This window comes from Thioclava pacifica DSM 10166 (genome assembly GCF_000714535.1).
GTDB classification, from domain to species: domain Bacteria; phylum Pseudomonadota; class Alphaproteobacteria; order Rhodobacterales; family Rhodobacteraceae; genus Thioclava; species Thioclava pacifica.
Map to the genome: position 1 here is coordinate 95802 of NZ_AUND01000001.1, position 25320 is coordinate 121121.

The 25320-nt window shown below is 65.1% G+C and carries 20 protein-coding genes and 1 other RNA gene; 10 read left to right on the forward strand and 11 right to left on the reverse strand.

The window, feature by feature from the left end; all coding sequences use genetic code 11:
- Nucleotides 1-41: 41 nt before the first annotated feature.
- From fzlA to TP2_RS00510, 10 genes are all read right to left on the reverse strand, one after another.
- Nucleotides 42-707: an FtsZ-binding protein FzlA gene (gene fzlA, locus TP2_RS00470; RefSeq protein WP_038072212.1), complete on the reverse strand. Its 666-nt coding sequence runs from the start codon at nucleotides 705-707 to the stop codon at nucleotides 42-44.
- Between the two features lie 168 nt (nucleotides 708-875).
- A complete protein-coding gene (gene recR / locus TP2_RS00475) occupies nucleotides 876-1475 on the reverse strand; it encodes a recombination mediator RecR (RefSeq protein ID WP_038072214.1) in 600 nt (199 codons plus the stop codon).
- Nucleotide 1476: 1 nt separating this feature from the next.
- The gene (locus TP2_RS00480) at nucleotides 1477-1821 is read right to left on the reverse strand and encodes a YbaB/EbfC family nucleoid-associated protein (protein WP_038072216.1); all 345 of its coding nucleotides are present in this window, start codon (nucleotides 1819-1821) and stop codon (nucleotides 1477-1479) included.
- Nucleotides 1822-1913: 92 nt separating this feature from the next.
- On the reverse strand, nucleotides 1914-3650 hold the full coding sequence (locus TP2_RS00485) for a DNA polymerase III subunit gamma/tau (protein ID WP_038072218.1): 1737 nt from the start codon (nucleotides 3648-3650) through the stop codon (nucleotides 1914-1916).
- A 63-nt stretch (nucleotides 3651-3713) separates the two neighbouring features.
- Nucleotides 3714-4625, reverse strand: coding sequence for an MBL fold metallo-hydrolase (locus tag TP2_RS00490; protein ID WP_051692078.1), 912 nt, complete (start codon nucleotides 4623-4625; stop codon nucleotides 3714-3716).
- 90 nt (nucleotides 4626-4715) lie between these two features.
- Nucleotides 4716-4812, reverse strand: an RNA gene (ffs, locus tag TP2_RS18160) — signal recognition particle sRNA small type.
- Between the two features lie 192 nt (nucleotides 4813-5004).
- Nucleotides 5005-5766 carry an ABC transporter permease gene (locus TP2_RS00495; protein WP_038072222.1) on the reverse strand — a complete coding sequence of 254 codons (762 nt, stop codon included), beginning with the start codon at nucleotides 5764-5766 and terminating at the stop codon, nucleotides 5005-5007.
- Nucleotides 5766-6554 (reverse strand): ABC transporter ATP-binding protein, encoded by a 789-nt coding sequence (locus tag TP2_RS00500; RefSeq protein WP_038072225.1) that lies wholly within the window; start codon nucleotides 6552-6554, stop codon nucleotides 5766-5768. The genes TP2_RS00495 and TP2_RS00500 overlap by 1 nt, the downstream gene beginning before the upstream one ends.
- Before the next feature lie 70 nt (nucleotides 6555-6624).
- On the reverse strand, nucleotides 6625-7638 hold the full coding sequence (locus tag TP2_RS00505) for an ABC transporter substrate-binding protein (protein WP_038072229.1): 1014 nt from the start codon (nucleotides 7636-7638) through the stop codon (nucleotides 6625-6627).
- A 172-nt stretch (nucleotides 7639-7810) separates the two neighbouring features.
- The gene (locus TP2_RS00510) at nucleotides 7811-9733 is read right to left on the reverse strand and encodes a 5'-nucleotidase C-terminal domain-containing protein (RefSeq protein ID WP_051692079.1); all 1923 of its coding nucleotides are present in this window, start codon (nucleotides 9731-9733) and stop codon (nucleotides 7811-7813) included.
- 222 nt (nucleotides 9734-9955) lie between these two features.
- Between TP2_RS00510 and nudC the strand changes: the two genes are divergently transcribed.
- Nucleotides 9956-10969: an NAD(+) diphosphatase gene (gene nudC / locus TP2_RS00515; protein WP_084713747.1), complete on the forward strand. Its 1014-nt coding sequence runs from the start codon at nucleotides 9956-9958 to the stop codon at nucleotides 10967-10969.
- A 55-nt stretch (nucleotides 10970-11024) separates the two neighbouring features.
- Entirely contained in the window at nucleotides 11025-11492 is a 468-nt protein-coding gene (locus TP2_RS00520) for an SRPBCC family protein (protein WP_038072232.1), read from the forward strand.
- 21 nt (nucleotides 11493-11513) lie between these two features.
- On the opposite strand, the gene TP2_RS00525 is transcribed toward TP2_RS00520, so the two are convergent.
- Nucleotides 11514-12371 carry a prephenate dehydratase gene (locus TP2_RS00525; RefSeq protein WP_038072235.1) on the reverse strand — a complete coding sequence of 286 codons (858 nt, stop codon included), beginning with the start codon at nucleotides 12369-12371 and terminating at the stop codon, nucleotides 11514-11516.
- Between the two features lie 205 nt (nucleotides 12372-12576).
- On the opposite strand from TP2_RS00525, the gene TP2_RS00530 reads away from it, so the two are divergent.
- The 8 genes from TP2_RS00530 to TP2_RS00565 all read left to right on the forward strand — a co-directional run bounded on the left by TP2_RS00530 (nucleotide 12577) and on the right by TP2_RS00565 (nucleotide 25284).
- Nucleotides 12577-13122: a c-type cytochrome gene (locus tag TP2_RS00530; protein ID WP_038072239.1), complete on the forward strand. Its 546-nt coding sequence runs from the start codon at nucleotides 12577-12579 to the stop codon at nucleotides 13120-13122.
- A gap of 242 nt (nucleotides 13123-13364) precedes the next feature.
- On the forward strand, nucleotides 13365-15185 hold the full coding sequence (locus tag TP2_RS00535; RefSeq protein ID WP_240473697.1) for an extracellular solute-binding protein: 1821 nt from the start codon (nucleotides 13365-13367) through the stop codon (nucleotides 15183-15185).
- 32 nt (nucleotides 15186-15217) lie between these two features.
- Nucleotides 15218-16375: a microcin C ABC transporter permease YejB gene (locus TP2_RS00540; protein ID WP_038072245.1), complete on the forward strand. Its 1158-nt coding sequence runs from the start codon at nucleotides 15218-15220 to the stop codon at nucleotides 16373-16375.
- A complete protein-coding gene (locus TP2_RS00545; protein ID WP_038072247.1) occupies nucleotides 16375-17487 on the forward strand; it encodes an ABC transporter permease in 1113 nt (370 codons plus the stop codon). Before TP2_RS00540 ends, TP2_RS00545 begins: the two co-directional genes overlap by 1 nt.
- On the forward strand, nucleotides 17484-19094 hold the full coding sequence (locus TP2_RS00550) for an ABC transporter ATP-binding protein (RefSeq protein ID WP_038072249.1): 1611 nt from the start codon (nucleotides 17484-17486) through the stop codon (nucleotides 19092-19094). The genes TP2_RS00545 and TP2_RS00550 overlap by 4 nt, the downstream gene beginning before the upstream one ends.
- A complete protein-coding gene (locus tag TP2_RS00555) occupies nucleotides 19091-20317 on the forward strand; it encodes a glycosyltransferase (RefSeq protein WP_038072251.1) in 1227 nt (408 codons plus the stop codon). Before TP2_RS00550 ends, TP2_RS00555 begins: the two co-directional genes overlap by 4 nt.
- A gap of 90 nt (nucleotides 20318-20407) precedes the next feature.
- On the forward strand, nucleotides 20408-21886 hold the full coding sequence (locus TP2_RS00560) for a Y-family DNA polymerase (RefSeq protein WP_038072253.1): 1479 nt from the start codon (nucleotides 20408-20410) through the stop codon (nucleotides 21884-21886).
- Nucleotides 21883-25284 (forward strand): error-prone DNA polymerase, encoded by a 3402-nt coding sequence (locus TP2_RS00565; protein WP_240473674.1) that lies wholly within the window; start codon nucleotides 21883-21885, stop codon nucleotides 25282-25284. Before TP2_RS00560 ends, TP2_RS00565 begins: the two co-directional genes overlap by 4 nt.
- Nucleotides 25285-25320: the final 36 nt, after the last annotated feature.

A 25320-nucleotide genomic window follows, 5' to 3' on the forward strand; every position in this document is an offset into this window, starting at 1 on the left:
CTGCGGGGGTCTGGGGGTGCAAAACCCCCAGCCGGTCGGGATCAGAAATCTAGCTCCGCATATTGCGGCGCGGGCGGCATGCCGGGCAGCTGGTCGGCCAGAAGCGAGCGGAAGGCCGGGCGCGACTTGATCTTCGCATACCAGTCCTTCACCGCCTCCTGCCGGTTCCAGTCCACATCCGAGATATAGTCGAGACAGCTCAGATGCGCGGCGGCGGCGAAATCGGCGAGCGTCATCACGTCGCCCGCGAGCCAGCGGCGCTGATCGAGCAGCCAGCCCATGTAGTCGAGGTGATACTTGATCGCCGAGAGCCCCGCCTTCACGGTCTTGCTGTCGGGATAGCCTTCCTTGCGGACCTTCTTCCAGACCCGCTCGCCCATCACCTTTGCGGTAACCTCGTCGTTGAACTTGTCGTCGAACCAGGCGCACAGCCTGCGCACCTCGTAGCGCGCACCCGGATCGCGCGGCATCAAGGGCGCCTCGGGGTGGGTTTCCTCGATATATTCGCAGATCGCCTGGCTCTCGGCCATGACCATCCCATCCATCTTCAGCACAGGCACCTTGCCCGCCGGGTTGCGGCGCAGGAAATCGGGCTGCTGCTCCCAGTAGCGCTCCTCGACGAGCTCGACTTCGAGCTTCTTCTCGGCCAGCGTCAGGCGGACCTTGCGGCAGAACGGGGAGAGGGCGACGTGGTAGAGGCGGATCATCGGCTCGAAGCTCTCATCTCTCGTTGCGGTTTCATCCCTGATAGCGAGGGCCGCGCGCGGGTTCAATGGTGGGCAGCCGCAACCCGGCAAGCTCCTGCCTGACGATAGTGCGAGGATGTGGGGGCGGGAGCCTCCGGCGGGGATATTTTCATCAAGAAGAAGGGGGGCTCAGAACGCCTTGCGGGCGCGCAGGGCCGCCTGGATCGTGCCGTCGTCGAGATAGTCGAGCTCTCCGCCGATCGGCACGCCTTGGGCAAGGCTGGTGACGGTGACGCCACGCCCTTCCAGCGCCTCGGCGATGTAATGGGCGGTCGTCTGGCCCTCAACGGTGGCGTTGAGCGCGAGGATCACTTCCGAGATGCCCTCGGCCGCGACGCGCTCGAGCAGGTCCGGGATGCGCAGGTCTTCGGGGCCGATCGCATCGAGCGCGGAGAGCGTGCCGCCCAGCACATGGTAGCGGCCCTTGAAGGCGTGGCCGCGCTCCATCGCCCAGAGATCGGCCACATCCTCGATCACGCAGATCTCGCCGGTGGCGCGTTTGGGGTCCTCGCAGATTTCGCAGATCGGGGCGGTCGAGATATTGCCGCAGCGCGCGCATTCACGCGCCGTGCGGGCGACCCCGGCCATCGCTTCGGCCAAGGGCCCCATCAGCTGGGTGCGTTTCGAGATCAGGTGCAGCACCGCCCGGCGCGCCGAGCGGGGCCCCAGCCCCGGCAGCCGCGCCATTAGGGCGATCAGCGCCTCGATCTCGTCGCGCCCGCCCGTCATCTCAGACCGGCAGGTCCATGTTCTCGGGCAGGCCGAGCTCGCGCAGGAGGCGCTTTTGCTCTTCCTGTTCGCGCAGCTTCGCCTTGGCCTGGGTGTCCTTGATCGCGGCGAGGATCAGGTCCTCCACCACTTCCTTTTCCGAGGCCTGCAGGATCGAGGGGTCGATGGAGAGGCCCGTCAGTTCGCCCTTGGCGGTGGCGCGCGCCTGCACGAGACCGGCCCCGGCCTCGCCGACGACCACGATGGATTTCAGCTCTTCCTGGAGCTGGCCCATCTTCTCCTGCATTTCCTTGGCGGCCTTCATCATCTTGGCCATGTCGCCCATGGCGCCCAGTCCCTTGAACATCGCTCACTCCGTCACGTTTGGCTTGGGTCCAGAGATACGCATCGGCGCGCGGGCGGACAAGGGAGAAGGCGGGAAAACGCCGGGGCAAAGCCTCAGCTATCCTCGAACGGGTCCCATTCGTCCTCGACCTCGGGCAGCGCCTCGGTCTCGATCTCGGCGGCCAGATCCTCGGCGGTGGCGATGTCCTCGAACTGGGCCTGCGGGAAGGCCTCGAAGATCGCGGCCACGAGCGGGTTCGCCATCGCCTCGGATTGCGCCTTGGCCATCTCGGCGGCTTTCACCTCGGCGATGGTGGGTGCGCCGCCCTCGGAGACCACCGAGACGCCCCAGCGCGCACCGGTCCAGCCTTGCAGCCGCGCCGAGAGGGTCGCGGCGAGATCGCGCGAGGCCCGCGGGGTCGGTTCGAACTCGATCCGGCCGGGGCGGTAGCTGACGAGGCGCAGGTTGCTCTCGACTTCCAGCAGCAGGGTCATGTCGCGCATTCGGGCGATCAGCTCGACCACGTCGTCGAAACTGGCGAAGCGCGCGAGCGCATCGGCCATCGGATCGTGTTGCGGGGCAGGGGCTGCGGCCGCAACCGCGCCGCCACCGGCACGCCGGGCGCGCAGCGTCGCGCCATGCACCGGACCGGTCGAGGGCGCGGGGCCGCGGCCTGCGGCTTGCGTGTTCGTGCTGCCCTGCTGGATCTTCTTGATCAGCGTCTCCGGGTCGGGCAGGTCGGCCACATGGGTCATGCGGATCACGGCCATCTCGGTCGCCATCATCGCATTGGGCGCGCCCGCGACCTCTTCCAGCGCCTTCAGGAGCATCTGCCAGAGCCGCGACAGAACCCGCATCGGCAGGGCGGCAGCCATCTCCTGACCGCGATTGCGCTCCTCGGGGGGCACGGTCGGGTCCTCGGCGGCCTCGGGCGTGACCTTGATGACCGAGACCCAATGCGTGATCTCGGCCAGATCGCGCAGGATCGCCATCGGGTCGGCCCCGTCGGCATATTGCGCGGCCAGTTCCGTCAGCGCCTCGGCGGCCTGCCCGTGCAGGATCATGTCGAAGAGATCGAGCACCCGGCCGCGATCGGCGAGGCCCAGCATCGCGCGGACCTGCTCGGCCGTGGTCTCGCCCGCACCGTGGGCAATGGCCTGATCGAGCAGCGACATCGCATCGCGCACCGAGCCTTCGGCCGCGCGGGTAATCAGCGCCAGCGCGTCATGGGCGATCTGCGCGTTTTCCTTCTCCGCGATCCGCTTGAGATGGTCGATCATCACCTCGGGCTCGATCCGGCGCAGGTCGAAGCGCTGGCAGCGGCTGAGCACGGTGACCGGAACCTTGCGGATCTCGGTCGTGGCGAAGATGAATTTCACATGGGCGGGCGGTTCCTCCAGCGTCTTCAGGAGCGCGTTGAACGCGCTCGTGGAGAGCATGTGAACCTCGTCGATGATATAGACCTTGTAGCGCGCCGAGGCCGCCCGATAATGCACGCTTTCGATGATCTCGCGGATATCGCCGACGCCCGTGCGCGAGGCGGCGTCCATCTCCATCACGTCGACATGGCGGCCCTCGGCGATGGCCTTGCAATGCTCGCATTGCAGGCAGGGCTCGGTCGTGGGGTTGCCCTGACCATCGGGCCCCACGCAATTGAGCCCCTTTGCGATGATCCGCGCCGTTGTGGTTTTGCCCGTTCCGCGAATCCCCGTCATGATGAAGGCCTGCGCGATCCGGTCGGCGGCGAAGGCGTTCTTCAGCGTGCGCACCATGGCCTCCTGACCGATCAGATCGGCAAAGGTGGCGGGGCGGTATTTGCGGGCGAGAACCTGGTATTGGGTGTCGGTCATCGGGGCTCCGGTGTCTTGCGCAGGCGCCAGACTAGGCCCCCGCGCGTCCGGCGTCCACCCGGCTCATTCCCATTCCATCTGGCTGAAGACGGCTTGGGCATTGCGCTTGGCGAGCGTGTCGAAATCCTGAAGGTATTCGAACTGGGACTGGTCCACATCGACCGAGCCGATGATGTCGCCGCCGCCGTCGATGTAGTCGGTCATCTGGGTGCGCAGATTGGTCAGGTAATCATAAGTGTCACGGGTGGCGGTCGCCAGATCGGTGGCGGGGCCATGACCGGGCACGACATGGGCGGGCTCATGCGCGGCCATCGCCTCGAAGGCCTCGACCCAGCCTTTCGACGAGGACATGTCGAGCACGCCGAGGATGCGGCCGACGAAGACGATATCGCCGGTGAACATCACCTTGTCTTCGGGCAGCCAGACGAAACTGTCGCCGGGAGTATGGGCCGGGCCGGGGTGGGTGATCTGGATCTCGCGCCCGCCAAGGGTCAGCGTATAGCTCTCGTCGAAAGTGGTTCCGGCATAAACCGGCTCGGTCCCTGCAAGCGCCTCCTGACCCAACAGCGCGTCGAGCATCGTCAGCTCCATCGAGGCGCGGGCCTTCTGATCGGCGAGCGCGTCTTCCGAGGTGATGATCTCGGCCCCGTGCTCTTTCCAGTAGCCATTGCCGAGCCAGCGGTGATCCTGTCCGCCGGTGTCGATGACGTATTTCACCGGCTGATCGGTGAGCGTGCCGATCACCGCATCGAGCGCCGCCGCCCCCTTGTAAGAGCCCCCTGCATCAACCAGCACCGCGCCCTCGTCGGTCACGATCAGCCCGAAGGTCGCGTTATTGCCGAGGTTTTCCGCATCGCGCTGCCCGAACGGGCCCTCGATGGCATAGGTGTTCGGCGCGACCTCGACCGTGGTGAGCGTGCCCGCGAAAAGCGGCACGGGCAGAATGGCCAGAACGGCCAGAGCGATACGAAACATGACAAATCCTCCCATTTGGCGCGCAGCTTAGCGAAGCCGCGGGCGCTCACAAGCCGGCAAGGTGACGCGTCGGCAATTTCGGGGGATTTAGGTGAGAGGCTGGACAGCGACCCAAGCGGGGCTCGTTGCGGCTGCTTCCTTCCGGACCTGACCGGGTTGGCGAGGCGCTCGCCCGCGCCAACCTCTCGAGAGGCGATATAGGAAACCCGAACCAGATTCGCAAGCGTCGTGAGGGCTTCGAGCGGGGAGGGGGCGCTGCCCCCGCGCTATCGCGCCCCCCGGGATATATCATGCAGTTGGAATGAAAGAGGATGTCTCGCTTCCAATTGCTCCAAATATCCCGGGGGTGAATGGCGAAGCCAGAGGGGGCAGCGCCCCCTCAGCCCGGTTGGCGCTCGGCCCAGCCGGCGAAGATCTTCTCCAGCGCGACCACGGCGTAATAAAGAAGAATGCCCAGGAAGGCCAAGGCGATGAGCACCGCAAACATCAGCGGGTAATCCCCGTTGGTCTGGCCCGAGAGAAACAGCGCGCCGAGGCCTTTGCCGTGGGGCGAGATGATCTCGACGAGGTTGGTGCCGATGAAGGCCAGCGTCACCGAGACTTTCAGCGCGCCGAAGAATTCGGGTAGCGTTTTCGGCAGGGCGATCTTGCGGAAGATGGTGAATTTCGAGGCCCCCAACGCGCCGAGGATGTCGCGATATTCGGGCTCGAGCGTGGACAGACCGATCCCAACCGACACGGCGATCGGGAAGAAGGAGATCATGAAGGCCATCAGCACGGTGTTGAAATCATGCGCGCCGATGAAGAGGAGCGCCAGCACCGGCACCACGGTCGCCTTGGGCACCGCGTTGAAGCCCACGAGCAGCGGGTAGAGCGCATCGCGGGCGGTCTTGGAAAAACCCATGACCATCCCGAGAAACGTCCCGAAGACGATCGCGATCGCGAGGCCAGCCACGGTGCGCCAGAGCGTCTGCCAGCTGTCGATCAGGAACAGATGCCAGTAGCGGATATAGGCGGCGGGCAGGTCCGAAGGCGAGGCCATGACGTAATTCGGCCAGCCGTTCACCCAGACGATGAACTCCCAGAGCGCGAGGAAGGCCACGATCGACAGGATCGGCGTGAGGATTTTCTTGAAGTCCATCAGTGCGCCTCCCCGTCACGACCCTGGGCGATGCGGATCTGGTCGCGCAGCACGTGAAGCATGTCCACGGCTTTCGGTTCATAAAGAATGTCGATCGTGCGGTCTGCGGGCAGATCCACGTCCAGCACATATTGTGTATTGGCGGGGCGACCCGAGAGCACGATGACCTGATCGCCGAGGAACACGCTCTCGCGCAGGTCATGGGTGATCAGCACGGCGGTGAACGGCTCGGCGGCGCGCAGGTCGCGCATCGTCTGCCAGAGGTCTTCACGGGTGAAATTGTCGAGCGCGCCGAAGGGTTCGTCCATGATCAGCACATCGGGTTTATGCACGATGGCGCGGCAGAGCGAGGCGCGCTGGCGCATGCCGCCCGACAGCTCCGACGGGCGCTTGGTCTCGAAGCCCTTCAGGCCGACCATCTCCAGCAGATGCTCGGCGCGGGCGTATTTCTCGGCTTTGGACATCGAGGGCGCGACGATCTCGAGCGGCAGGATCACGTTGTCGATGATCGAGCGCCATTCCAGCATCACCGGGTTCTGGAAGGCCATGCCCACGGTCTTGCGCGGGGAGGTGACCTTCTCGCCATGTAGCCAGACCTCGCCCTGATCGGGTTTCATCAGCCCGGCGACGAGGCGCGTCAGCGTGGACTTGCCGCAGCCCGAGGGGCCGACGACGGCGCAGAACTCGCCCTGCGGCACCTGGATGTCGAGATTGTCGAGCACCGGCAGCGGCCCATGCTTGGTCTTGTAGGCGTGGGTCACGCCGCGAATGTCGATGAGATTTTCCATGAGGGGCCGGGGGTGCGTAAAAGGGAAAAGGGCGGGCAGACCCGAGGTCGCCCGCCCCCTTGAGGAAGGATCAGTCGATCTTCAGATCTGCCGCACCGGGCAAGTATTCGCCGTCGAAATAGGCGGCCGCGTCGGGGGCGTTCTGGAACTCGTAGACGGTTTTCGTCTGCTCGATCGCGGTGGCCATGCGGTCCGCGTCGATCCCGCCCATGCCGTTGGCCTTGACGTAATCGGTCAGCACGTTCGCGTCGATCGCCATTTGCAGGCGCTCGGTCTCCAGCGCCTTGTCGGCGGCCGGGTTGCGCTTGAGCAGCGAGTCCACGGCCTTACCCGGATCGGCGATCGCGGCTTTCCAGCCCTCGGCGGTGGCTTTGATGAAGCCGGTGATCTCTTCGGGATGGGCCTTGGCGTAATCGGTGTTCACGATGATCGCGTTGCCGTAGAGCGCCACGCCGTAATCGGCCATCAGCAGCACCGACTGGTCGTCCATCGGCACGCCGAGGCGCTTGAGGTTGAGCGTCGAGGAGAAGGAGAAGCCGGTGACTGCATCGACCTTGCCTTCGGCCAGCATCGGCTCGCGGGTCGGGAAGCCGACGGGTTCGACCTTGATCTTGGCCATGTCGAGCCCGGTCTCCTTGGCGAAGATCGGGAATTGCGCCCAGGCGCCATCCGGCGGCGGCGCACCCAGCACCTTGCCTTCGAGATCCTTGGGCTCGTTGATGCCCAGCGATTTGCGGCCCACCACCGCGAAGGGCGGCTTGTCATAGACCATCATAACGGCCGTGACGGGCGCGCCGGGGTTCTGGTCGAGGAATTTCATCAGCGAGTTGATATCGGCAAAGCCCACCGGATAGGCGCCGGTCGCGACTTTCGGGATCGCATCGAGCGAGCCCTTGCCCTCTGCGATTTCCACGTCGAGCCCGGCCTTGCCGTAAAAGCCTTCATCCACGGCGAGGAAATAGGGCGCCGAGGGGCCTTCGAATTTCCAGTCGAGCGCGAAGGGCATCTTGGTTTCGGCCTGCGCGAAGGTGGCCGAGAGGCCGAACGCGAGGGCCGCGAGAAGGCCCGGTTTGATATGCAGCATGGTGTTCCTCACTGGTCTGATCGGATGTCGAGCCCGATCCTCGCCACGCGCGCCCGAGGGTAAATCGAAACCGGACGCGGCACGGGGTCGGAGCGAGGGCTCACGGTTGTGTGATTAAGTTTTGGGCGGCGCTTTTCTCGAATGCAAGAAAATTGGGCGCTGCGTTGCGGCGTCAGAGCGCGATGCGCAGCGGCAGGAAGCCGTCAGAGTCGATTGGCAGGGGCGTGGCGTGCACGCCATGCGTCGCAAGCTCGTGCAGATGGGGCTTGGCGCCCGGCCCGGTATGGCAGATCACCTGCGTGCCGGGCATCGGTGCAAAGCGCCAGATCGGCTCGGGCGCGATGTCGAGAACCGGGTTGGCGGCGCGGATCTCGCTTTGGAGAAGCTCGCGTATCAGGACCGGCGCAGGATCGAGGTTCATGGGGCGCCCGCGCTGCCGGAAGCCGCTGCCGCCCGAGAGGCGGAAATCATTGCCCAGCAAGACGAAGCGATCATCTGGCGTGACGGGACGCCCGGCATGGGTCAGTGTGCGGATTCGCGCGGCTTCGGGCGCGATGCAGCGGCCGTCGGGGGCGAAGCGCGGGGGCTGACTCAGGTCGATTTCGTAGCGCAGCCCCGAGATCACGTCGAACTGGTAGCTCGCGAAGCCCGGATCGCGCAGGCGAGGCGCTTGCGTGCCGGGGGTGATCTGGAAGAAGACCGAAGCCGATTGCTCGAGCCAGTCGCGCAGCTCCGCGCCGGTGATCTCGACTGCCCCGATGCCGTTGTTGAAAAGGTAAAGATCATCGAGATGGCTTGCGCGCAGTTTGCCCGCGGGGATGTCGATGAAATTGCCCGCGCCGCCCAGCCCTCCGGCTTTGAAGGTCGAGACCGCGGCAAGGCGCGGCAGCGCCGCGAGCGGGTGTCCGCGCAGACGCTCTGCGGCATGGGAAAAAGCCGCCCGCGCCATGAGTGCAAGGCAGCGGTCAGGGGAGATCATGCTGAAATAGCTGTGCAGCGGCACGGCGCTTTCGCCGATCTCGCGTCGGATATGGGCAAGCGTGGCGGCATGGGCAGAGGCGCTTGCAGTCAGGATCGCGGCGCATTCCCGTGGCTCGCCATTCCGGACCTGGCGCAGTGCGGCGCTGTGGCGCGTGATCTGCCAGGTTCCGTCGCGGCGTTCGAGCGTCAAGTCGAGCACTCCGAGTGTCGTTCCCGCCACCCCGGCATTGATCGCAGGTTTGCCGGCCAGCGTGGCGGTGATCGGGTCGATCCCGGCGGTGGCGGGACGGCCCAGATCGGGAAAAGGACGGTGGTCATGGCCGGCAAGCACCACGTCGATCCCATCAAGCTGCGCCACGGCAAGCGCGGCATGTTCGGAATCACAGGCGCAGTCATGCTTACCCGGTTCGATCGGCGCGATCCCGGTATGGGCCAGCGCGATCACCAGATCGGGACGCGCCGCGCGGATCTGTGCGAGATGGTGGCGCGCGGCCTGTTCGATGCAGGTCGTCGCCATCGCGCCGGTGTACCGCTTTTGCATCCAGCCCAATGTTGGGGGCGGCAGCAGGCCGATCACGGCGATGCGCATTTTTTGCATCCGTCCCGCATCGTCCTGCATTTCGCGCTCGATCATCCGCCAAGGGGTGACTTTGCCGCGAGCGGCTGGGCTCTCGCTTTCGGGCGAGCGTTCGAGATTGGCGCAGACAAACGGAAAATTTGCTTCGGCGAGCGCCCGGTCGAGCTGGGCGAGGCCAAAATCGAACTCGTGATTTCCCAGTGCCGCCGCATCATAGCCCACCGTATTCATTGCGGCGATCATCGGGTTCGGAGCGTCGGCAAGCGCAGGATCTCCCTCACCCCAGATCTGCGTGATCGGGGTGCCTTGCAGGAAATCACCGCAATCGAAGAGAAGGCAGTTGCGCGCCTCGTCGCGGGCCCGCGCAATTTCGAGCGCAAGGGCGGAAAGTCCCCGATGGGGAGCGGGGCGGTCCGTGAAATAATCATAGGCGCGCACGTGACCGTGGAGGTCTGTCGTTTCGAGAAGCCTCAGCGAAAGCGTCGCACAACGCAGATCAGCATTCTGCCCGGTTCCCCGGTCAGGTCGTTGCCCCATCATTATCCCTTTGTCGCGGTTTTCCGCGATCACGCCAAGCCCAAAACGGGCCGGCTTTGCCCCTGATTTTCAACCTATGGTAGAAATATGTGTTTTGCCAGTGGATAAATCACGGGTGCGACCAAATTTCTCTTTTGCGCGAGCGGGGCGGGTGAAGGGCCATTGCGCTCTGGTCTCCCGGGGCGCGCTGTGAGAAGCCTTTTGGCAAAGGAGAGCCTCCCCATGACCGATCCCCGCCCTGTCGCCGCCTCAGCCGTGCCGTCTGCGAGCGGACCGCGTGATCTCAGTGGGCTGGCCTTTGTCGATCCTCAGACGGCGCTCGATCGGTCCGCCCATTTGCGCGGCGATGCCGAGGCGCTGGCGGCGTTGCGTGCGGATCCGCAATCGCGCGTTATCAGCCTCTGGCGCGGGCGCCCGCTGTTCGATGCGGCGGGCTTGCATCTGCTGCCCTGCGCCCATCCTGTGCTTGCCGAGATCGCGGGGCTCGAGCTGTTCGTGGGGCTTTCCGAAGGCCGCGCGATTTTCGCCCGAGACCTTTCCGCCTTTGAGCCCGAGGGGGACCGCCCCGACGGCGCGGCCTTTTTCGATGCGAGCGAGCAGCGCCATCCGGATCTGCCCGAAGGCGTCGTCTTCGCCGAGCTGCGCGGCCGGATGGGGCTGCTTACCCCTGCCGAGGCAGAGATCGCCGCGACCGCTCGGGCGATGCTCGAATGGCACCGTTCGCATCGTTTCTGTTCCTTCTGCGGCACCGAGAGCGTTCCCGAGCAGGCTGGCTGGCAGCGGCGCTGTCCGGATTGCGAGCGCCCGCATTTTCCCCGGACCGACCCGGTTGTGATCATGCTGATCACCCGCGGCAACGAGGTGCTTCTGGGGCGCGGCCCGCATTGGCCCGAGACGATGTATTCGGCGCTGGCAGGGTTCATGGAGCCCGGTGAGACCTTTGAGGCGGCGGTGCGCCGCGAGGTCTTCGAGGAGGCCGGTGTGCAGGTCGGTCCGGTGCGGTTCGTCGCCTCGCAACCCTGGCCCTTCCCGGCCTCGCTGATGCTGGGCTGTCACGGGATTGCCACCAGTTCCGAGATCACCATCGACCCGGTCGAGATCGCCGATGCGCGCTGGATCTCGCGCGAACGGCTTTTGGGCGTGCTGGCCGGGCGCGATCCCGAGATCAGCCCGCCGCGCCCGGGGGCGATCGCGGGCTGGCTGATGCGGGAGTGGCTTGCGGACCGGCTCGATTGACGCCACTTTGCCGCCCGAGGGACCCCCTCGGACCTGACGCGCAAGGAGCCCGCCGATGAAATTCTCGACCCGCACCGATATCGCAGCGCCTGCGGAGTTCGTCTTCGAGCGTCTCGCGGATTTCGGGTCTTTCGAGCGGGTGGCCCTGCGGCGCGGCATCACGCTCAAGCGGCTCGATGCGCTGTCTGAGCCCGGCGCGGGCATGTCCTGGGATATCGGCTTTCGGTTTCGCGGCAAGCAGCGCCAGCTCATTACCGATATCCGCCGCTATGAGGTTTCCGAATTGATCGAATATGCCGGGGCGTCCAAGAGTTTCGAGGCGGCTCTCGAATGCGTGCTGACCGAGCTGTCGAAAAACCGCACGCGGCTTCAGGTGGGGCTTGAGGTCACGCCGCGCACGCTCGGCGCGCGGCTGATGGTTCAGTCGGCGAAGCTCGGCAAGGGCAATCTTGAGCGTCGTTTCAAGGAACGGGTCGATCTTTTCGCCGAGGATATCGAGCGTCAGGCCGAGAAGACGGCCTGAGCCGGGAGCGCCGCCGCCCGATCAGTCCTCGCGACGCGAATCGGCCGGGTAGACCCCGAGGATCTCGAGATAGCTGGTGAAATAGTCCAGCTCCTCGAGCGCGCGTTTCAGCGCCGGATCGTCGGGATGGCCCTCGACATCGGCATAGAATTGCGTCGCGGTGAAATTGCCGCCCACCATGTAGCTTTCGAGCTTGGTCATGTTCACGCCGTTGGTCGCGAAGCCTCCCATCGCCTTGTAAAGCGCGGCCGGAATGTTGCGCACGCGGAAGACGAAGGTGGTCATCATCTTGTCGGCGCGCCGCGTCTGGTCGGGCTCGCGCGCCATGATGAGAAAGCGCGTCGTGTTGCGCGAGTGGTCCTCGATATGCCGCGCGAGCACGTCGAGACCGTAGATCTCGCCCGCCAGTTCCGAGGCGAGCGCGGCGGTCGCCTTGTCGCCTTTCTCGGCGACGATCTTCGCGGACCCCGCGGTGTCGGCCCCGGTGATGCGGTGAATGCCATGTTCGGTCAGGAAGCCGCGGCACTGGCCGAGCAGCACCGTATGGCTCATCGCCTGCTTGATGTCGCTCATCTGCGCACCGGGCACTGCGAGCAGGTTGATATGCACGCGCACGAAGGCTTCGTCGATGATATGCAGCCCGGACTCGGGCAGCAGGTAATGGATGTCGGCCACCCGGCCATAGGTCGAATTTTCGACCGGCAGCATCGCGAGATCGGCCTCGCCGCGTTTTACCGTGTCGATGACATCCTCGAAGGTGCGGCAGGGAACGGCCTCGAGGCCGGGACGCGCGTCGCGGCAGGCCTGATGCGAATAGGCGCCCGGCTCGCCCTGGAAGGCGATGCGGCCCGTGCGCCCTGTCTGACTCGTTCCGCTCATCGCTTCGTCCTCCGGCCATCGATCCTGATGCGCCTGCCTAGCCCGTGAGGGGGGCGAAGGGAAGAGGGCAGGGGCGCACGGTGCTCACGCGGCGTCACCGCAACGGGACTTGGGAATTCCGTTCACATCCGGTAAAGTTCCCTTGATCTGAAAGGGTCCGTGCGGATAGATGCGCGGGACGACGACGCATATCTAGGGACGAGACATGTTCAACACCATGACCCTCACGAAGGCAGCCGGTGCGCTTCTCGGCAGCTTTCTGTTCTTCCTTCTCATGGCCTGGGCCTCGAGCGCGCTCTACACGGTGGGCGAAAGCCAGGATCACTCGGGCGGCGAACATGAGCAGGCCGACATGATGTCCGCAGCACCGGGCGACCTGCTGGCCGCGGCTGAGGGCGACGGCGCTGCTGCCGAGCCCGAGGCAGAAACCATGGTCGTTCTCGGCGATGGGGACGCGGCCAAGGGCGCGAAGATCTTCGGCAAGTGCAAGGCCTGCCACAGCCTCGAAGGCAAGAACGGCGTTGGCCCGCATCTCGATGGTGTGGTCAATCGCGCGGTCGCCTCGGTCGACGGCTTCGGTTATTCGGACGCGATGAAGGCACATGGCGGCGAGTGGACGCTTGAAGCGCTCAATGACTGGCTCGCGAACCCGAAAGATTACATCCCGGGCAACAAGATGTCCTTCGCCGGTCTGAAAAAGCCCGAAGACCGCAACGATGTGATCGCCTATCTGCAAGAGCACTCGAACTGAGCGCGCCTGCATCGGCAGATAAAGGGCCGTCCCTCGGGGCGGCCCTTTCACATTTCCGCGCGCCCCTTTACAGATTCGTAACTTGCCGGACGGGGCCATAGGCTTTTAGCTTGGGCGAGCGACAAGCGGTTTGGATCAGGGAGCAGGTGTGCATGGGTGAGACGCGCGTGGCGAGCAGGACGATCGGGGCAAACTGGCTGCATCAGGGGCCGCGTGCCCTGGGCGGGCTGATCGCGGCGGGGATGATCTGGGCGGCGCTGGCCTTTGGCGCACATGCGCAGGATGCGGCGGGCGATACGGTCACTTCCTATGGCATCGCGACATTGGGCTCGTTGAAATATCCGGCCGATTTCGCCCATCTCGATTACGTCAATCCGGATGCTCCCAAGGGAGGCGAAATCTCCGAATGGGCGCCGGGGGGCTTCGACAATTACAACCCCTATTCGATCCAGGGGCGCGCCGCGGCACTGTCTTCGGCTCCGCTGGAATCTCTGATGGAAGGCACGGCCGACACGGTGGGCGAGCTTTACTGCCTGCTCTGCGAAAGCCTCGAATATCCCAAGTCGAAGGATTGGGTGGTCTTCACCCTTCGCGACGGCATCACCTTTTCCGACGGCTCGCCGCTGACTGCGCAGGACGTGGTCTTTTCCTATGAGCAACTCCGCGACAAGGGGCTGAGCTCGTTCCGCGCGGTGATCGCCCAGCAGGTCAAATCGGCTGAGGCGATCGACGACAAACATGTGCGCTTCGAATTCCAGCCTGATTATCCGCGCCGCGACATCATCCAGTCGGTTGCGACGCTCCCGGTTTTCTCAAAGGCGCAGTTCGAGCGCGACAAGATCGACCTGTCGCAGACCTCGGACGTGCCCTTCATCGGCTCGGCCCCCTACATGTTCGACAGCGTGAAGGACAACCGCTCGATCACATGGAAGCGCAATCCGAACTATTGGGGCCGCGATCTGCCGATCAACAAGGGGCGGTCCAATTTCGACAAGATCCGCATCGAGTATTTCGGAGATTATCAATCCGCGTTCGAGGGGTTCAAGTCGGGTACCTATACCTTCCGCAACGAGGCGAGCTCGATCATCTGGGCGACGGGCTACGACTTCCCCGCGATGCAAACGGGGGAAATCATCAAGGCGGAGTTGCCCAATGGCAATATCGCCTCGGGCCAGGGCTTCGCGATCAACCTGCGCCGAGCGAAATTCGAAGACATCCGTGTGCGCGAGGCGCTGGGGCTGATGTTCAATTTCGAATGGTCGAACGAGACTCTATTCTACGGCCTTTATGACCGGGTCGAGAGCATCTGGGAAAACTCCAAGCTCCAGGCGCAGGGCAAGCCTTCGCCTGAGGAGGTCAAGATCCTCGAGCCGCTCGCCAAGGATCTGCCCGAGGGCATCCTGACCGAGGACGCCGTGATCCAGCCGGTTTCGGGCAAGCGCCAGCTCGATCGCAAGAACATGCGCAAGGCTGCCGCCCTTCTCGAAGAGGCTGGCTGGATCGTGGGCGATGACGGGATGCGGCGCAATGCGCAGGGCGAGACCCTCACCGTTTCGATCCTCAATGACAGCCAGACCTTCGACCGGGTCATCAACCCCTATGTCCAGAACCTGCGCGCGCTCGGCATCGACGCGAAGATGGAGCGCGTTGACGACAGCCAGTATGAAAACCGTCGCCGCAGCCACGACTTCGACATGATCACCACCCATCTGGGGCAGGACTACATTCCCGGCTCGGATCTGCAGCAATATTTCGGCTCGGGTTCGACCGATGACGTGTTCAACGCGATGGGGCTGAAGAACCCGGCCATCGACAAGCTGATCCGTGTCGTCGAGGAGGCGAAGACCCAAGAGGAGCTGCTGCCGCGCGTCCATGCGCTCGACCGTGCCTTGCGCAGCTTGCGCTTCTGGGTGCCGCAATGGTTCAAACCCACCTATACGGTCGCCTATTACGACATGTATGATCACCCGAAGACCCTGCCGCCCTTCTCTCTGGGAGAGCTGGATTTCTGGTGGTATGACGCCGAAAAGGCCAAGAAACTGAAAGCGAGCGGGGCACTCTGAGCGCCCGCCGATAAACGAGCAGAGGGCCGGACATGGGCGCCTATATCCTGCGGCGATTGCTGATGGTGATCCCCACGCTGCTGGGGATCATGATCATCAACTTCACGCTGACGCAATTCGTCCCCGGCGGGCCGATCGAACAGGTCATCGCCCGCGTGCAGGGCGAGGCGGATTCGATGCGCAACATCTCGGGCGGCGGGGATGCGGGCACGCAGAACCAGGGCGGTGTCGAGGATAGCGGCTATCAGGGCGCGCGCGGGATCTCGCCCGAGCTGCTCAACCAGCTCGAAGTGCAAATGGGCTTTGCACGGATCGTCTGCGACGACGGTTTCACCGGCACGCCCGATCTTAAAGACCCGGCATGCCACAAGGAGAAGATCCCGGCCTGGGAGCGCTTCGCGATCATGATGAAGGGCTATCTGACCTTCGATTTCGGTACGAGCTTCTTTCGCAATGAAAGCGTTGTGAACCTCGTGCTCGACAAGATGCCGGTCTCGATCACGCTGGGGCTGTGGTCGACGATCCTCGCCTATATCATCTCGATCCCGCTCGGCATCCGCAAAGCGGTGCGCGACGGCACGCCGTTTGATACCTGGACCTCCGGCGCGATCATCGTGGGCTATGCGATCCCCGGTTTTCTGTTCGCGGTGATGCTGATGGTGCTCTTCGCGGGCGGCAGCTACTTCAAGATCTTCCCGCTCAGGGGCCTGACATCGGATGATTTCGACCAGCTCACGATGGTGGGCAAGGCGCTCGATTACCTCTGGCATATCGCGCTGCCGGTCACGGCGACGACGATCGCGAGCTTTGCCACGATGACGTTGCTGACGAAGAACTCCTTCCTCGATGAGATCAACAAGCAATATGTGATGACCGCCCGCGCGAAGGGGCTGGCCGAGAAGAAGGTGCTTTACGGCCATGTCTTCCGCAACGCGATGCTGATCGTGATCGCGGGCTTCCCGGCGCAGTTTCTCGGCATCTTCTTCGGCGCGTCGATCATCGTGGAGACGATCTTCTCGCTCGACGGGCTGGGCCTGCTGGGCTTCCAGGCGGCGGTGGAACGCGACTATCCGGTGATCTTCGGCACGCTCTACATGTTCGGGCTGATCTCGCTCGTGGTGAATATCCTGTCCGACATGATGTATGTCTTCGTCGATCCCCGCATCGACTTCGAGAAGAGGGCGGGCTGATGGCGCTTTCTCCTCTCAACCAACGCCGCTGGCGCAACTTCAAGACCAACAAGCGTGCCTTCTGGTCGGCGATCATCTTCTCGGTCCTATTCGTCGCCTCGATGTTCGCGGAGTTCATCGCGAACGACAAACCGATCGTCGTCAGCTACCGCGGCGAGCTCTATTTCCCGATCTACAAGTTCTACCCCGAGACCGCCTTCGGCGGCGATTTTCGCACCGAGGCGATCTATCGCGACCCGGTCGTGCAATGCCTGATCGAGACCGGCGGGAACGAGACCTGTTTCGATGCCGACGATCCGCAGGCTTTGGCCAAAGAGGCGCTGAAAACGGGAGAGATCGACGGGGAGACAATCGACAAGGGCTGGATGCTCTGGCCGCCGATCCCCTATAGCTACAACACGATCAACGATGTGGGCACCGCGCCGTCGGCGCCCGATGCCGATCACTGGTTGGGCACGGATGACACCGCGCGCGACGTGCTGGCTCGCGTGATCTACGGCTTCCGCACCTCGGTTCTCTTCGCGCTGATCGTGACTGGGATCGGCTCGGTGATCGGGATCGCGGCGGGTGCCGTACAGGGCTATTTCGGTGGCAAGACGGACCTGATCTTCCAGCGTATCCTCGAGATCTGGTCCTCCACGCCGTCGCTCTATGTGATCATCATTCTCTTCGCGATCCTCGGGCGCAGCTTCTGGCTTCTGGTGATGGTCTCGATCCTCTTCGGTTGGCCCGCGCTGGTGGGCGTGGTGCGCGCCGAGTTCCTGCGCGCGCGCAATTTCGAATATGTCCGCGCGGCGCGTGCCTTGGGTGTGTCCGACCGGGTGATCATGTTCCGCCACATCCTGCCCAACGCGATGGTGGCGACCCTGACGATGCTGCCTTTCGTCATCACCGGCGCGATCGGGGCGCTCGCCTCGCTCGACTATCTGGGCTACGGGCTGCCGTCTTCCGCGCCCAGCCTCGGTGAGCTGGCGTTGCAGGGCAAACAGCACCTGCAGGCGCCGTGGCTCGCCTTCTCGGCCTTCTTCACCTTCGCCATCATGCTCTCGCTTCTGGTCTTCGTCTTCGAGGGCATCCGCGACGCGTTCGACCCCAGAAAGGTGTTCCGATGAAACCGGTTCTCGAGGTCGAAAACCTGAAGGTCTCCTTCCGCTCGGAGGGCAAATACACCCCGGCCGTGAAGGGCGTGAGCTTCACCGTGAACGCGGGCGAGACCGTCGCGCTGGTGGGCGAGTCTGGCTCGGGAAAATCGGTGACGGCGCTGTCGACCGTGGCTCTGGTGGGCGGCAATGCGAAGCTCGAAGGCTCGATCCGCTACGAGGGGCGCGAGATGATCGGCGCCTCGGAACGCGATCTGATGGCGGTGCGCGGCAACGATATCAGCTTCATCTTCCAGGAGCCGATGACCTCGCTGAACCCGCTCCACACGCTGGAAAAGCAGATCGGCGAAAGCCTCGCGCTGCATCAGGGCGTGCGTGGCGAGGAGGCGAAAAAGCGTATCATCGAGCTGCTCGACAAGGTCGGTATCCAGAACCCGGCGGACCGTTTGCAGGACTATCCGCACCAGCTTTCGGGCGGGCAGCGCCAGCGCGTGATGATCGCCATGGCGCTCGCGAACGGGCCCGATCTGCTGATCGCGGACGAGCCCACGACCGCGCTCGACGTGACGATCCAGGCGCAGATCCTTGAACTTCTGGCCGATCTGAAACGCGACATGGGCATGAGCCTGCTGTTCATCTCGCACGACCTCGGCGTGGTGCGCCGCATCGCGGATCGGGTCTGTGTGATGCAGAATGGCGAGATCGTGGAGCAGGGCAAGACCGAGGATATCTTTGCCAATCCGCAGCACCCCTATACGCGCAAACTTCTGGAGGCCGAGCCGACCGGCATGGCCGAACCGGTGCCCGAGAACGCGCCCGAACTGGTCCGCACCGAGCATCTGAAGATTTGGTTCCCGATCCAGCGCGGGCTTCTGCGCAAGACCATCGGCCATGTGAAGGCGGTCAATGACGCCTCTCTGTCGGTGCGCGCGGGCGAGACGCTTGGCATCGTCGGGGAATCCGGGTCGGGCAAGACCACGCTCGCGCTCGCGATCATGCGGCTGATCGCCTCCGAAGGGCCGATCATCTACGAAAACGAGGACATCTCGCAATGGCAGGCGCGCCAGCTGCGTGCGCTGCGCCGCGACATGCAGATCGTGTTCCAGGACCCGTTCGGCTCGCTCTCGCCGCGCATGACGGTGGAGCAGATCATCGGCGAAGGCCTGACCGTCCACGGCGTCGATCCGGGCCGCAACCGGCGCGAGATGGTGGCCGAGATCATGGAGGAAACCGGGCTCGATCCGGCGATGATGGAGCGCTACCCACACGAGTTCTCGGGCGGTCAGCGCCAGCGCATCGCCATCGCCCGCGCGATGATCCTGCGGCCCAAGGTGGTGGTTCTGGACGAGCCCACATCGGCGCTCGACATGACGGTGCAGGTGCAGATCGTGAACCTTCTGCGCGACCTGCAGAAGCGCCACGGGCTCGCCTATCTCTTCATCAGTCATGATCTGCGGGTGGTGCGCGCGCTCAGCCACAAGGTGATGGTGATGAAGCGCGGCGATGTGGTCGAAGCGGGCAATGCATCCGAGGTCTTTGCCAACCCGCAGACCGCCTATACCCGACAGCTCATGGCCGCGGCCCTCGGCAAGAGCGCGCTCGAACCCGAGACCGCATGAAGATCCTCTTCGTCCATCAGAACTTTCCGGCCCAGTTCGTGCATCTCGCCCCGGCGCTGGCTGCGCGCGGCCATGACGTTCTGGCCCTGACGGTCGAGACGAACCAGCGCCCTTCGCCGGTGAAGGTGATGAAATACCGCAAGCCCGAGGAGGTGAAGCTCTCCTCGCGCCTCACGCGCCTTTATGCCGAGAGCGCGCAGCGCGGCGCGCGCGTGGCCTTCGCCGCGCGACAACTGCGCGACAAGCATGGCTTCGTGCCGGACGTGATCTTCGGCCATTCCGGCTGGGGCGAGACGCTGTTCCTGCGCGAGGTCTGGCCCGAGGCGAAGCTGCTGATCTATGCCGAACTGATGTATCGCACGACCGGGATGGACACGGATTTCGACGCCGAGTTCCAGCATCCCGGACTCGAGAGCCGGATCTCGACCACCGCGCGCTCGGCGCATCTGATCCAGGCGATGGTGCAGGCCGATGCGGGGCTCTCGCCGACCGAGTTTCAGGCCGCGACCTTCCCGCCCGAGTTGCGCGCCAAGCTGACGGTCTGCCATGACGGGATCGATTGCGCGCGTCTCGCGCCGAACCCCGAGGCGCGGTTTTCCGTGCCAGAGACCACGCTCACCTTCCGCCCCGGCGACGAGGTGCTGACCTTCGTGAACCGCTCGCTCGAACCCTATCGCGGCTATCACTCCTTCATGCGCGCGCTGCCCGATGTGCTGGCTGCACGGCCCGACGCCCATGTGCTGATCGTGGGCGAGGAAGGCCAGAGCTATGGTGGCCCACCGAAGGACGCGGCAAGCTGGAAGCAGAAATTCCTCGACGAGGTGCGCGACCGTCTCGATCTCAGCCGCGTGCATTTCCTCGGCCGTATTCCCTATGCCGATTATATCGACATGCTCCATGTCAGCCGCACCCATGCCTATCTGACCTATCCCTTTGTGCTAAGCTGGTCGCTGATGGAATCGATGGCGGCGGGCTGCGCGGTCGTGGCCTCCGACACCGCGCCCGTGCGCGAGCTGATCACCGATGGCCAGACCGGGCGGCTGGTGGATTTCTTCGACATCCCCGGCTGGTCGCGCGCGCTGACCGAGGGGCTGGCAAACCCCGAGCGGTTCGCGCCGATGCGCACTGCCGCCCGTGCCCATATCCTCGATCGCTACGATCTGCGCACCCATTGCCTGCCGCGTCTTATCGCCTTCGTCGAAGGTGCGGTGGCCCAGGGTTGATCTCCCCGCTTTGTAGACTCGACTCCGAAAGGGGGCGGATTTAAAAAGAACAAAACAGGAACAAATGACTCGAATCCTGGGCTTCGCGAAATGTTCGACGGGCGTGCACGGCGTATTCTCACCCTCTGGTTTCCCCGGCTGGCGAGCGACCGGGTTCTGCGCGTGCGCCCCATCGAAGGGCCGTTTGCGCTGGTCCTGCGCGAGGGCAATACCGACCGGCTGCACTGCCTGAACGCGGCTGCCGAGGGACAGGGGCTCGCGCGCGGCATGGCGCTGTCCGAGGCCCGCGCTTTCTCCCCCGTGCTGCAAACCGCCCCTGCCGAGCCCGCGCGCGAGGCCCAGTTTCTTGAAACCCTGCGCCGCTGGGCCACGCGCTATTGCCCTTGGGTGGGCTTGGATGGCAGCGACGGGCTGGTGCTCGACATCACCGGATCGGACCACCTCTGGGGCGGGGAAGAGGCGATGATGGCCGAGATGGCCGCCCGGCTGGAGCGCGCCCGGATCGCGGTACGGCTGGGCCTTGCCGACACCCGCGGCGCGGCTTGGGCGCTGGCGCATTTCGCACCCGGACGGGCTGCGCCCGGTGCGCGGCTCGCGGCGTTGGCCAAGCTCCCCGTCGCGGCGCTGCGCCTGCCGCATGAGACGGTGACGGGGCTGCAACGGCTCGGCCTGCGCGAGATCGGCGATCTCACCCGCACGCCCCGCGCCCCGCTTGTTCGCCGCTTCGGGGCAGGGCTGATGATGCGGCTCGATCAGGCGCTGGGCGATCTGCCCGAACAGGTCTCGCCCGCGTCCGAGCCGCCCCATTACGGCACCCGCCTGACCCTGCCCGAGCCGATCGGCCAGCAGGCCGACGTGATGGCGGGGATAGACCGGCTGCTGGATCGGCTCTGTGCGAAACTCAAGGAAAACGAGGCCGGGGCGCGAACCCTGAGCCTCACCCTGCGCCGCGTCGATCAGGCCAGCCAGGAGGTCGAGCTGCGCCTCGCCACCCCGCTGCGCGACCCGGCTCGGATCGCGGCGCTCTTCGCGCGCGGCATAGAGGATATCGACGCGGGCTTCGGTATCGACCAGATGCGGCTTGCCGCCACGCAGGTCGAGCCGCTGCCCGTCCGCCAGATCGGCGCGATCGCCACCGAACGGCGCGACAGGCTGGGCGACCTGATCACCCGGATCGGGCTGCGCATCGGGCTGGAAAATGTCCAACGCTACCTGCCCGCCGACAGCCACATCCCCGAGCGCAGCTTCCTGATCGCACCGGCCGCCTTTACCGAAGCCGGGGGCAACTGGCACCAGCCGCATCCGCGCCCGCTCCGGCTGTTCCCGCCTGAACCGGTCGAGGCGGACACGCCCGATCCGCCCCGCCGTTTCCGCTGGCGCCGGCAATCGCTCACCGCTCAACGGGTCGAAGGGCCCGAACGGCTCATGCCGGAATGGTGGTTCGACGATCCGAACTGGCGGCGCGGCATGCGGGATTATTGGCGCGTCGAGACCGGGCAGGGATGGCGGCTCTGGATGTTCCACACCCCGCAAGATCCCGGCTGGTATGTGGAGGGGGTCTTCGCATGACCGCCCCCTTCTTCTTGATGAAAATATCTCGGGGGGCGCCCGACGGGCGCGGGGGCGGCGCCCCCTCCACGGCGTCCAGCCCTGCCATTCCCACCGGCTATGCCGAGCTTTGCACCACTTCCAACTTCACCTTCCTCACCGGGGCCTCGCATCCCGAGGAACTGATGGTGCGCGCCGCCGAGCTGGGGTTGGAGGCGATCGCGATCACCGATCGCAACTCGCTTGCGGGGGTGGTCCGGGCCTTTTCGGCGCTCAAGGAGCTCAAGCGCGAGATCGGGGAGGCGCTGCGCATCCGCTCCGAGGTGCAGCGCGATGAAAGCTCCCGCCAGCCCATCGGCTCGCCGCAGGACTTGCCGCGGCCCGTGACCGCGCGCTTGCCGAAACTGATCACCGGCGCCCGGCTGGTGCTGAGCGATTGCCCGGTCGATTGGGTGGCACTGCCCACCGACCGTGCGGCCTATCACCGGCTGAGCCAGCTTCTGACCCGCGGCAAGCGCCGGGCGGGGAAGGGCGAATGTCATCTGACCCGCGCGGATCTGCTGGAAGGCTGCGAGGGGATGATCCTGATCGCCCTGCCGCCTGCCGATCTGGCCCGCGCTTACCGCCCGCTGCAAGAGATGCGGCGGCGCTATCCGGGGCAGGTCTTCCTTGGCGCACCGCCGCGCTATGACGGCTCGGATCAGCGTTGGTTCGATGCCTGCGCGGCGCTGGCGCTCAGGGCTTCGACCCCGATGGTGGCGGTGGGCGACGTGCTGATGCATCGCGGGTCGCGAAGGCAGCTGGCCGATGTGCTGACTTGCCTGCGCGCGGGCTGCACCATCGACAGCTTGGGCACCCGCGCGCTGCCCAATGCCGAGCGCCGGTTGAAGGGGCCGCAGGATATGGCGCGGCTCTACCGTCGCCACCCCGCCGCGCTGCGCCGAAGCTGCGAGATCGCCGCGCGCTGCGGCTTCGATCTCGACGAACTCAGCTACGAATATCCCGACGAGGTCGCCCAAGGTGAGCCCGCGCAGGACCGGCTCGACCGGCTCGCCCGCGAGGGGCTGGCGCGGCGCTGTCCGGGGGGGATCTCGGAGCGTCACGCGGGGCTGCTGGAGAAGGAACTGCGCCTTGTCTCCGAACTGGGTTTCGCCGCCTATTTCCTCACCGTCCATGACATCGTGGGCTTCGCGCGCAGCCGGGGCATCCTGTGTCAGGGGCGCGGCTCGGCGGCCAATTCGATCATCTGCTGGGCGCTCGGGATCACCGATGTCAGCCCCGATCAGATCGGCATGGTCTTCGAGCGCTTCATTTCGAAATATCGCGGCGAGCCGCCCGATATCGACGTCGATTTCGAGCATGAGCGCCGCGAAGAAGTCATCCAGTGGATCTACGAGCGCTACGGTCGCGACCGCGCGGGACTGTGCGCCACCGTGATCCATTTCCGCACCCGCGCCGCGATCCGCGAGGTGGGCAAGGTGATGGGGCTGAGCGCCGATGTCACGGCGAGCCTCGCGGGGCAGATCTGGGGAATTTCCGGAAAGGGGCCGGACCATGCGCGGTTGGGCGAGCTGGGCCTCGACCCGTCCGATCGGCGGTTTGCGCAGACGCTCAAGCTCATCCGCGAGATCATCGGGTTCCCGCGTCATCTCAGCCAGCATGTCGGCGGCTTCGTCATCACGAAGGGCCGCCTCGACGCGCTCTGTCCGATCGAGAATGCCGCGATGGAGGGGCGCACCTGCATCGAATGGGACAAGGACGATATCGACACGCTGGGCATCCTGAAGGTCGATATTCTCAGCCTCGGGATGCTCACCTGCATCCGAAAAAGCTTCGACCTTCTGGCGGGCCACGAGAAGCTCGACATGTCGCTCGCTACTATCCCGCAGGAAGACGCGCCGACCTATGACATGCTCTGCCGCGCTGATGCGGTGGGGGTGTTTCAGGTGGAAAGCCGGGCGCAGATGAACTTCCTGCCGCGGATGCGCCCGCGCACCTTCTATGACCTCCTGATCGAGGTCGCCATCGTCCGTCCCGGCCCTATTCAGGGCGGCATGGTCCACCCCTATATCAACCGCCGTCAGGGGCGCGAAAAGGTCGATTTCCCCTCCAAGGAACTGGAAAGCGTGCTGGGCAAAACCCTCGGCGTGCCGCTGTTCCAGGAGCAGGCGATGCAGATCGCGGTTGTGGCTGCGGGCTTCACGCCCGAGGAGGCCGACCGCCTGCGCCGCTCACTCGCGACCTTCCGCAAGATGGGCACGATCGGCACGTTCCGCGACCGGTTCGTGGAGGGAATGCTGGCGCGCGGCTACACGCCCGATTTCGCCGATCGCTGCTTTTCCCAGATCGAGGGGTTCGGCGAATACGGCTTCCCGGAAAGCCACGCGGCGGCCTTCGCGCATCTTACCTATGTCTCTTCCTGGCTGAAATGCCACCACCCCGCGATCTTCGCCTGTGCGCTCCTGAATTCGCAGCCGATGGGCTTTTATGCACCCGCCCAGATCGTGAGGGATGTGCGTGAACACGGGGTCGAAGTGCGGCCCGTTTGCGTGAACCATTCGGGCTGGGACAGCTCGCTGGAGCGCCGCGCGGACGGCGCCTTGGCGCTGCGTCTGGGGTTCCGTCAGATCAAGGGATTTCGCGAGGAAGATGCGGGCTGGATCGTCGCCGCACGGGGCAACGGCTACCCCGATCCCGAGAGCCTGTGGCTGCGCGCGGGCACGCCTCCGCACGTGCTCGAACGTCTGGCAGAGGCCGATGGATTTGCCGGAATCGGCCTCACGCGGCGCGATGCGCTTTGGGCCGTAAAGGCGATCCGCGCCCCCGCGCCGCTGCCGCTTTTCGCCGATCCGATGGATGGGGAAGGGGGGCGCGAGCCTGCCGTGGAGTTGCCCGCGATGCATCTGGGAGAGGAGGTCGTGGAGGATTATGTGGCGCTCAGATTGAGCCTGCGCGCCCATCCGATGGAGCTGCTGCGCCCCTCGATTTCCGGCCTCACGCCGCATTGCGAACTGATCGGAACGCGGCAAAATCGGGTTACGGTTTGTGGCCTCGTGATCACCCGCCAGCGTCCCGGAACGGCCTCGGGTGTGATCTTCCTGACGCTCGAAGACGAGACCGGTGTGAGCAATGTCGTGGTCTGGCCGAAGCTCTATGAACGCTTCCGCCGGGCGGTGATGGGCGGGCGTCTGCTGCGGGTCTCGGGGCGGCTCGAACGGGAGGGGATCGTGGTCCATCTGATCGCCGAAAAGATCGAGGATCTTTCCCATCGGCTGGCCGATCTGGGGCACCCGCTCGATGACGTTTTGGGCCTCACGACACCGCAGGCCGACGACGCCCCGCGCCCCCGTCCACAGACCACTGCACGCCATCCCAGAGAGCAGGCGAAGAAGCTTTTTCCGAGCCGCGATTTCCACTGACCGACGCCCAAACCGCGCGCGGGCAATGCTTCACAC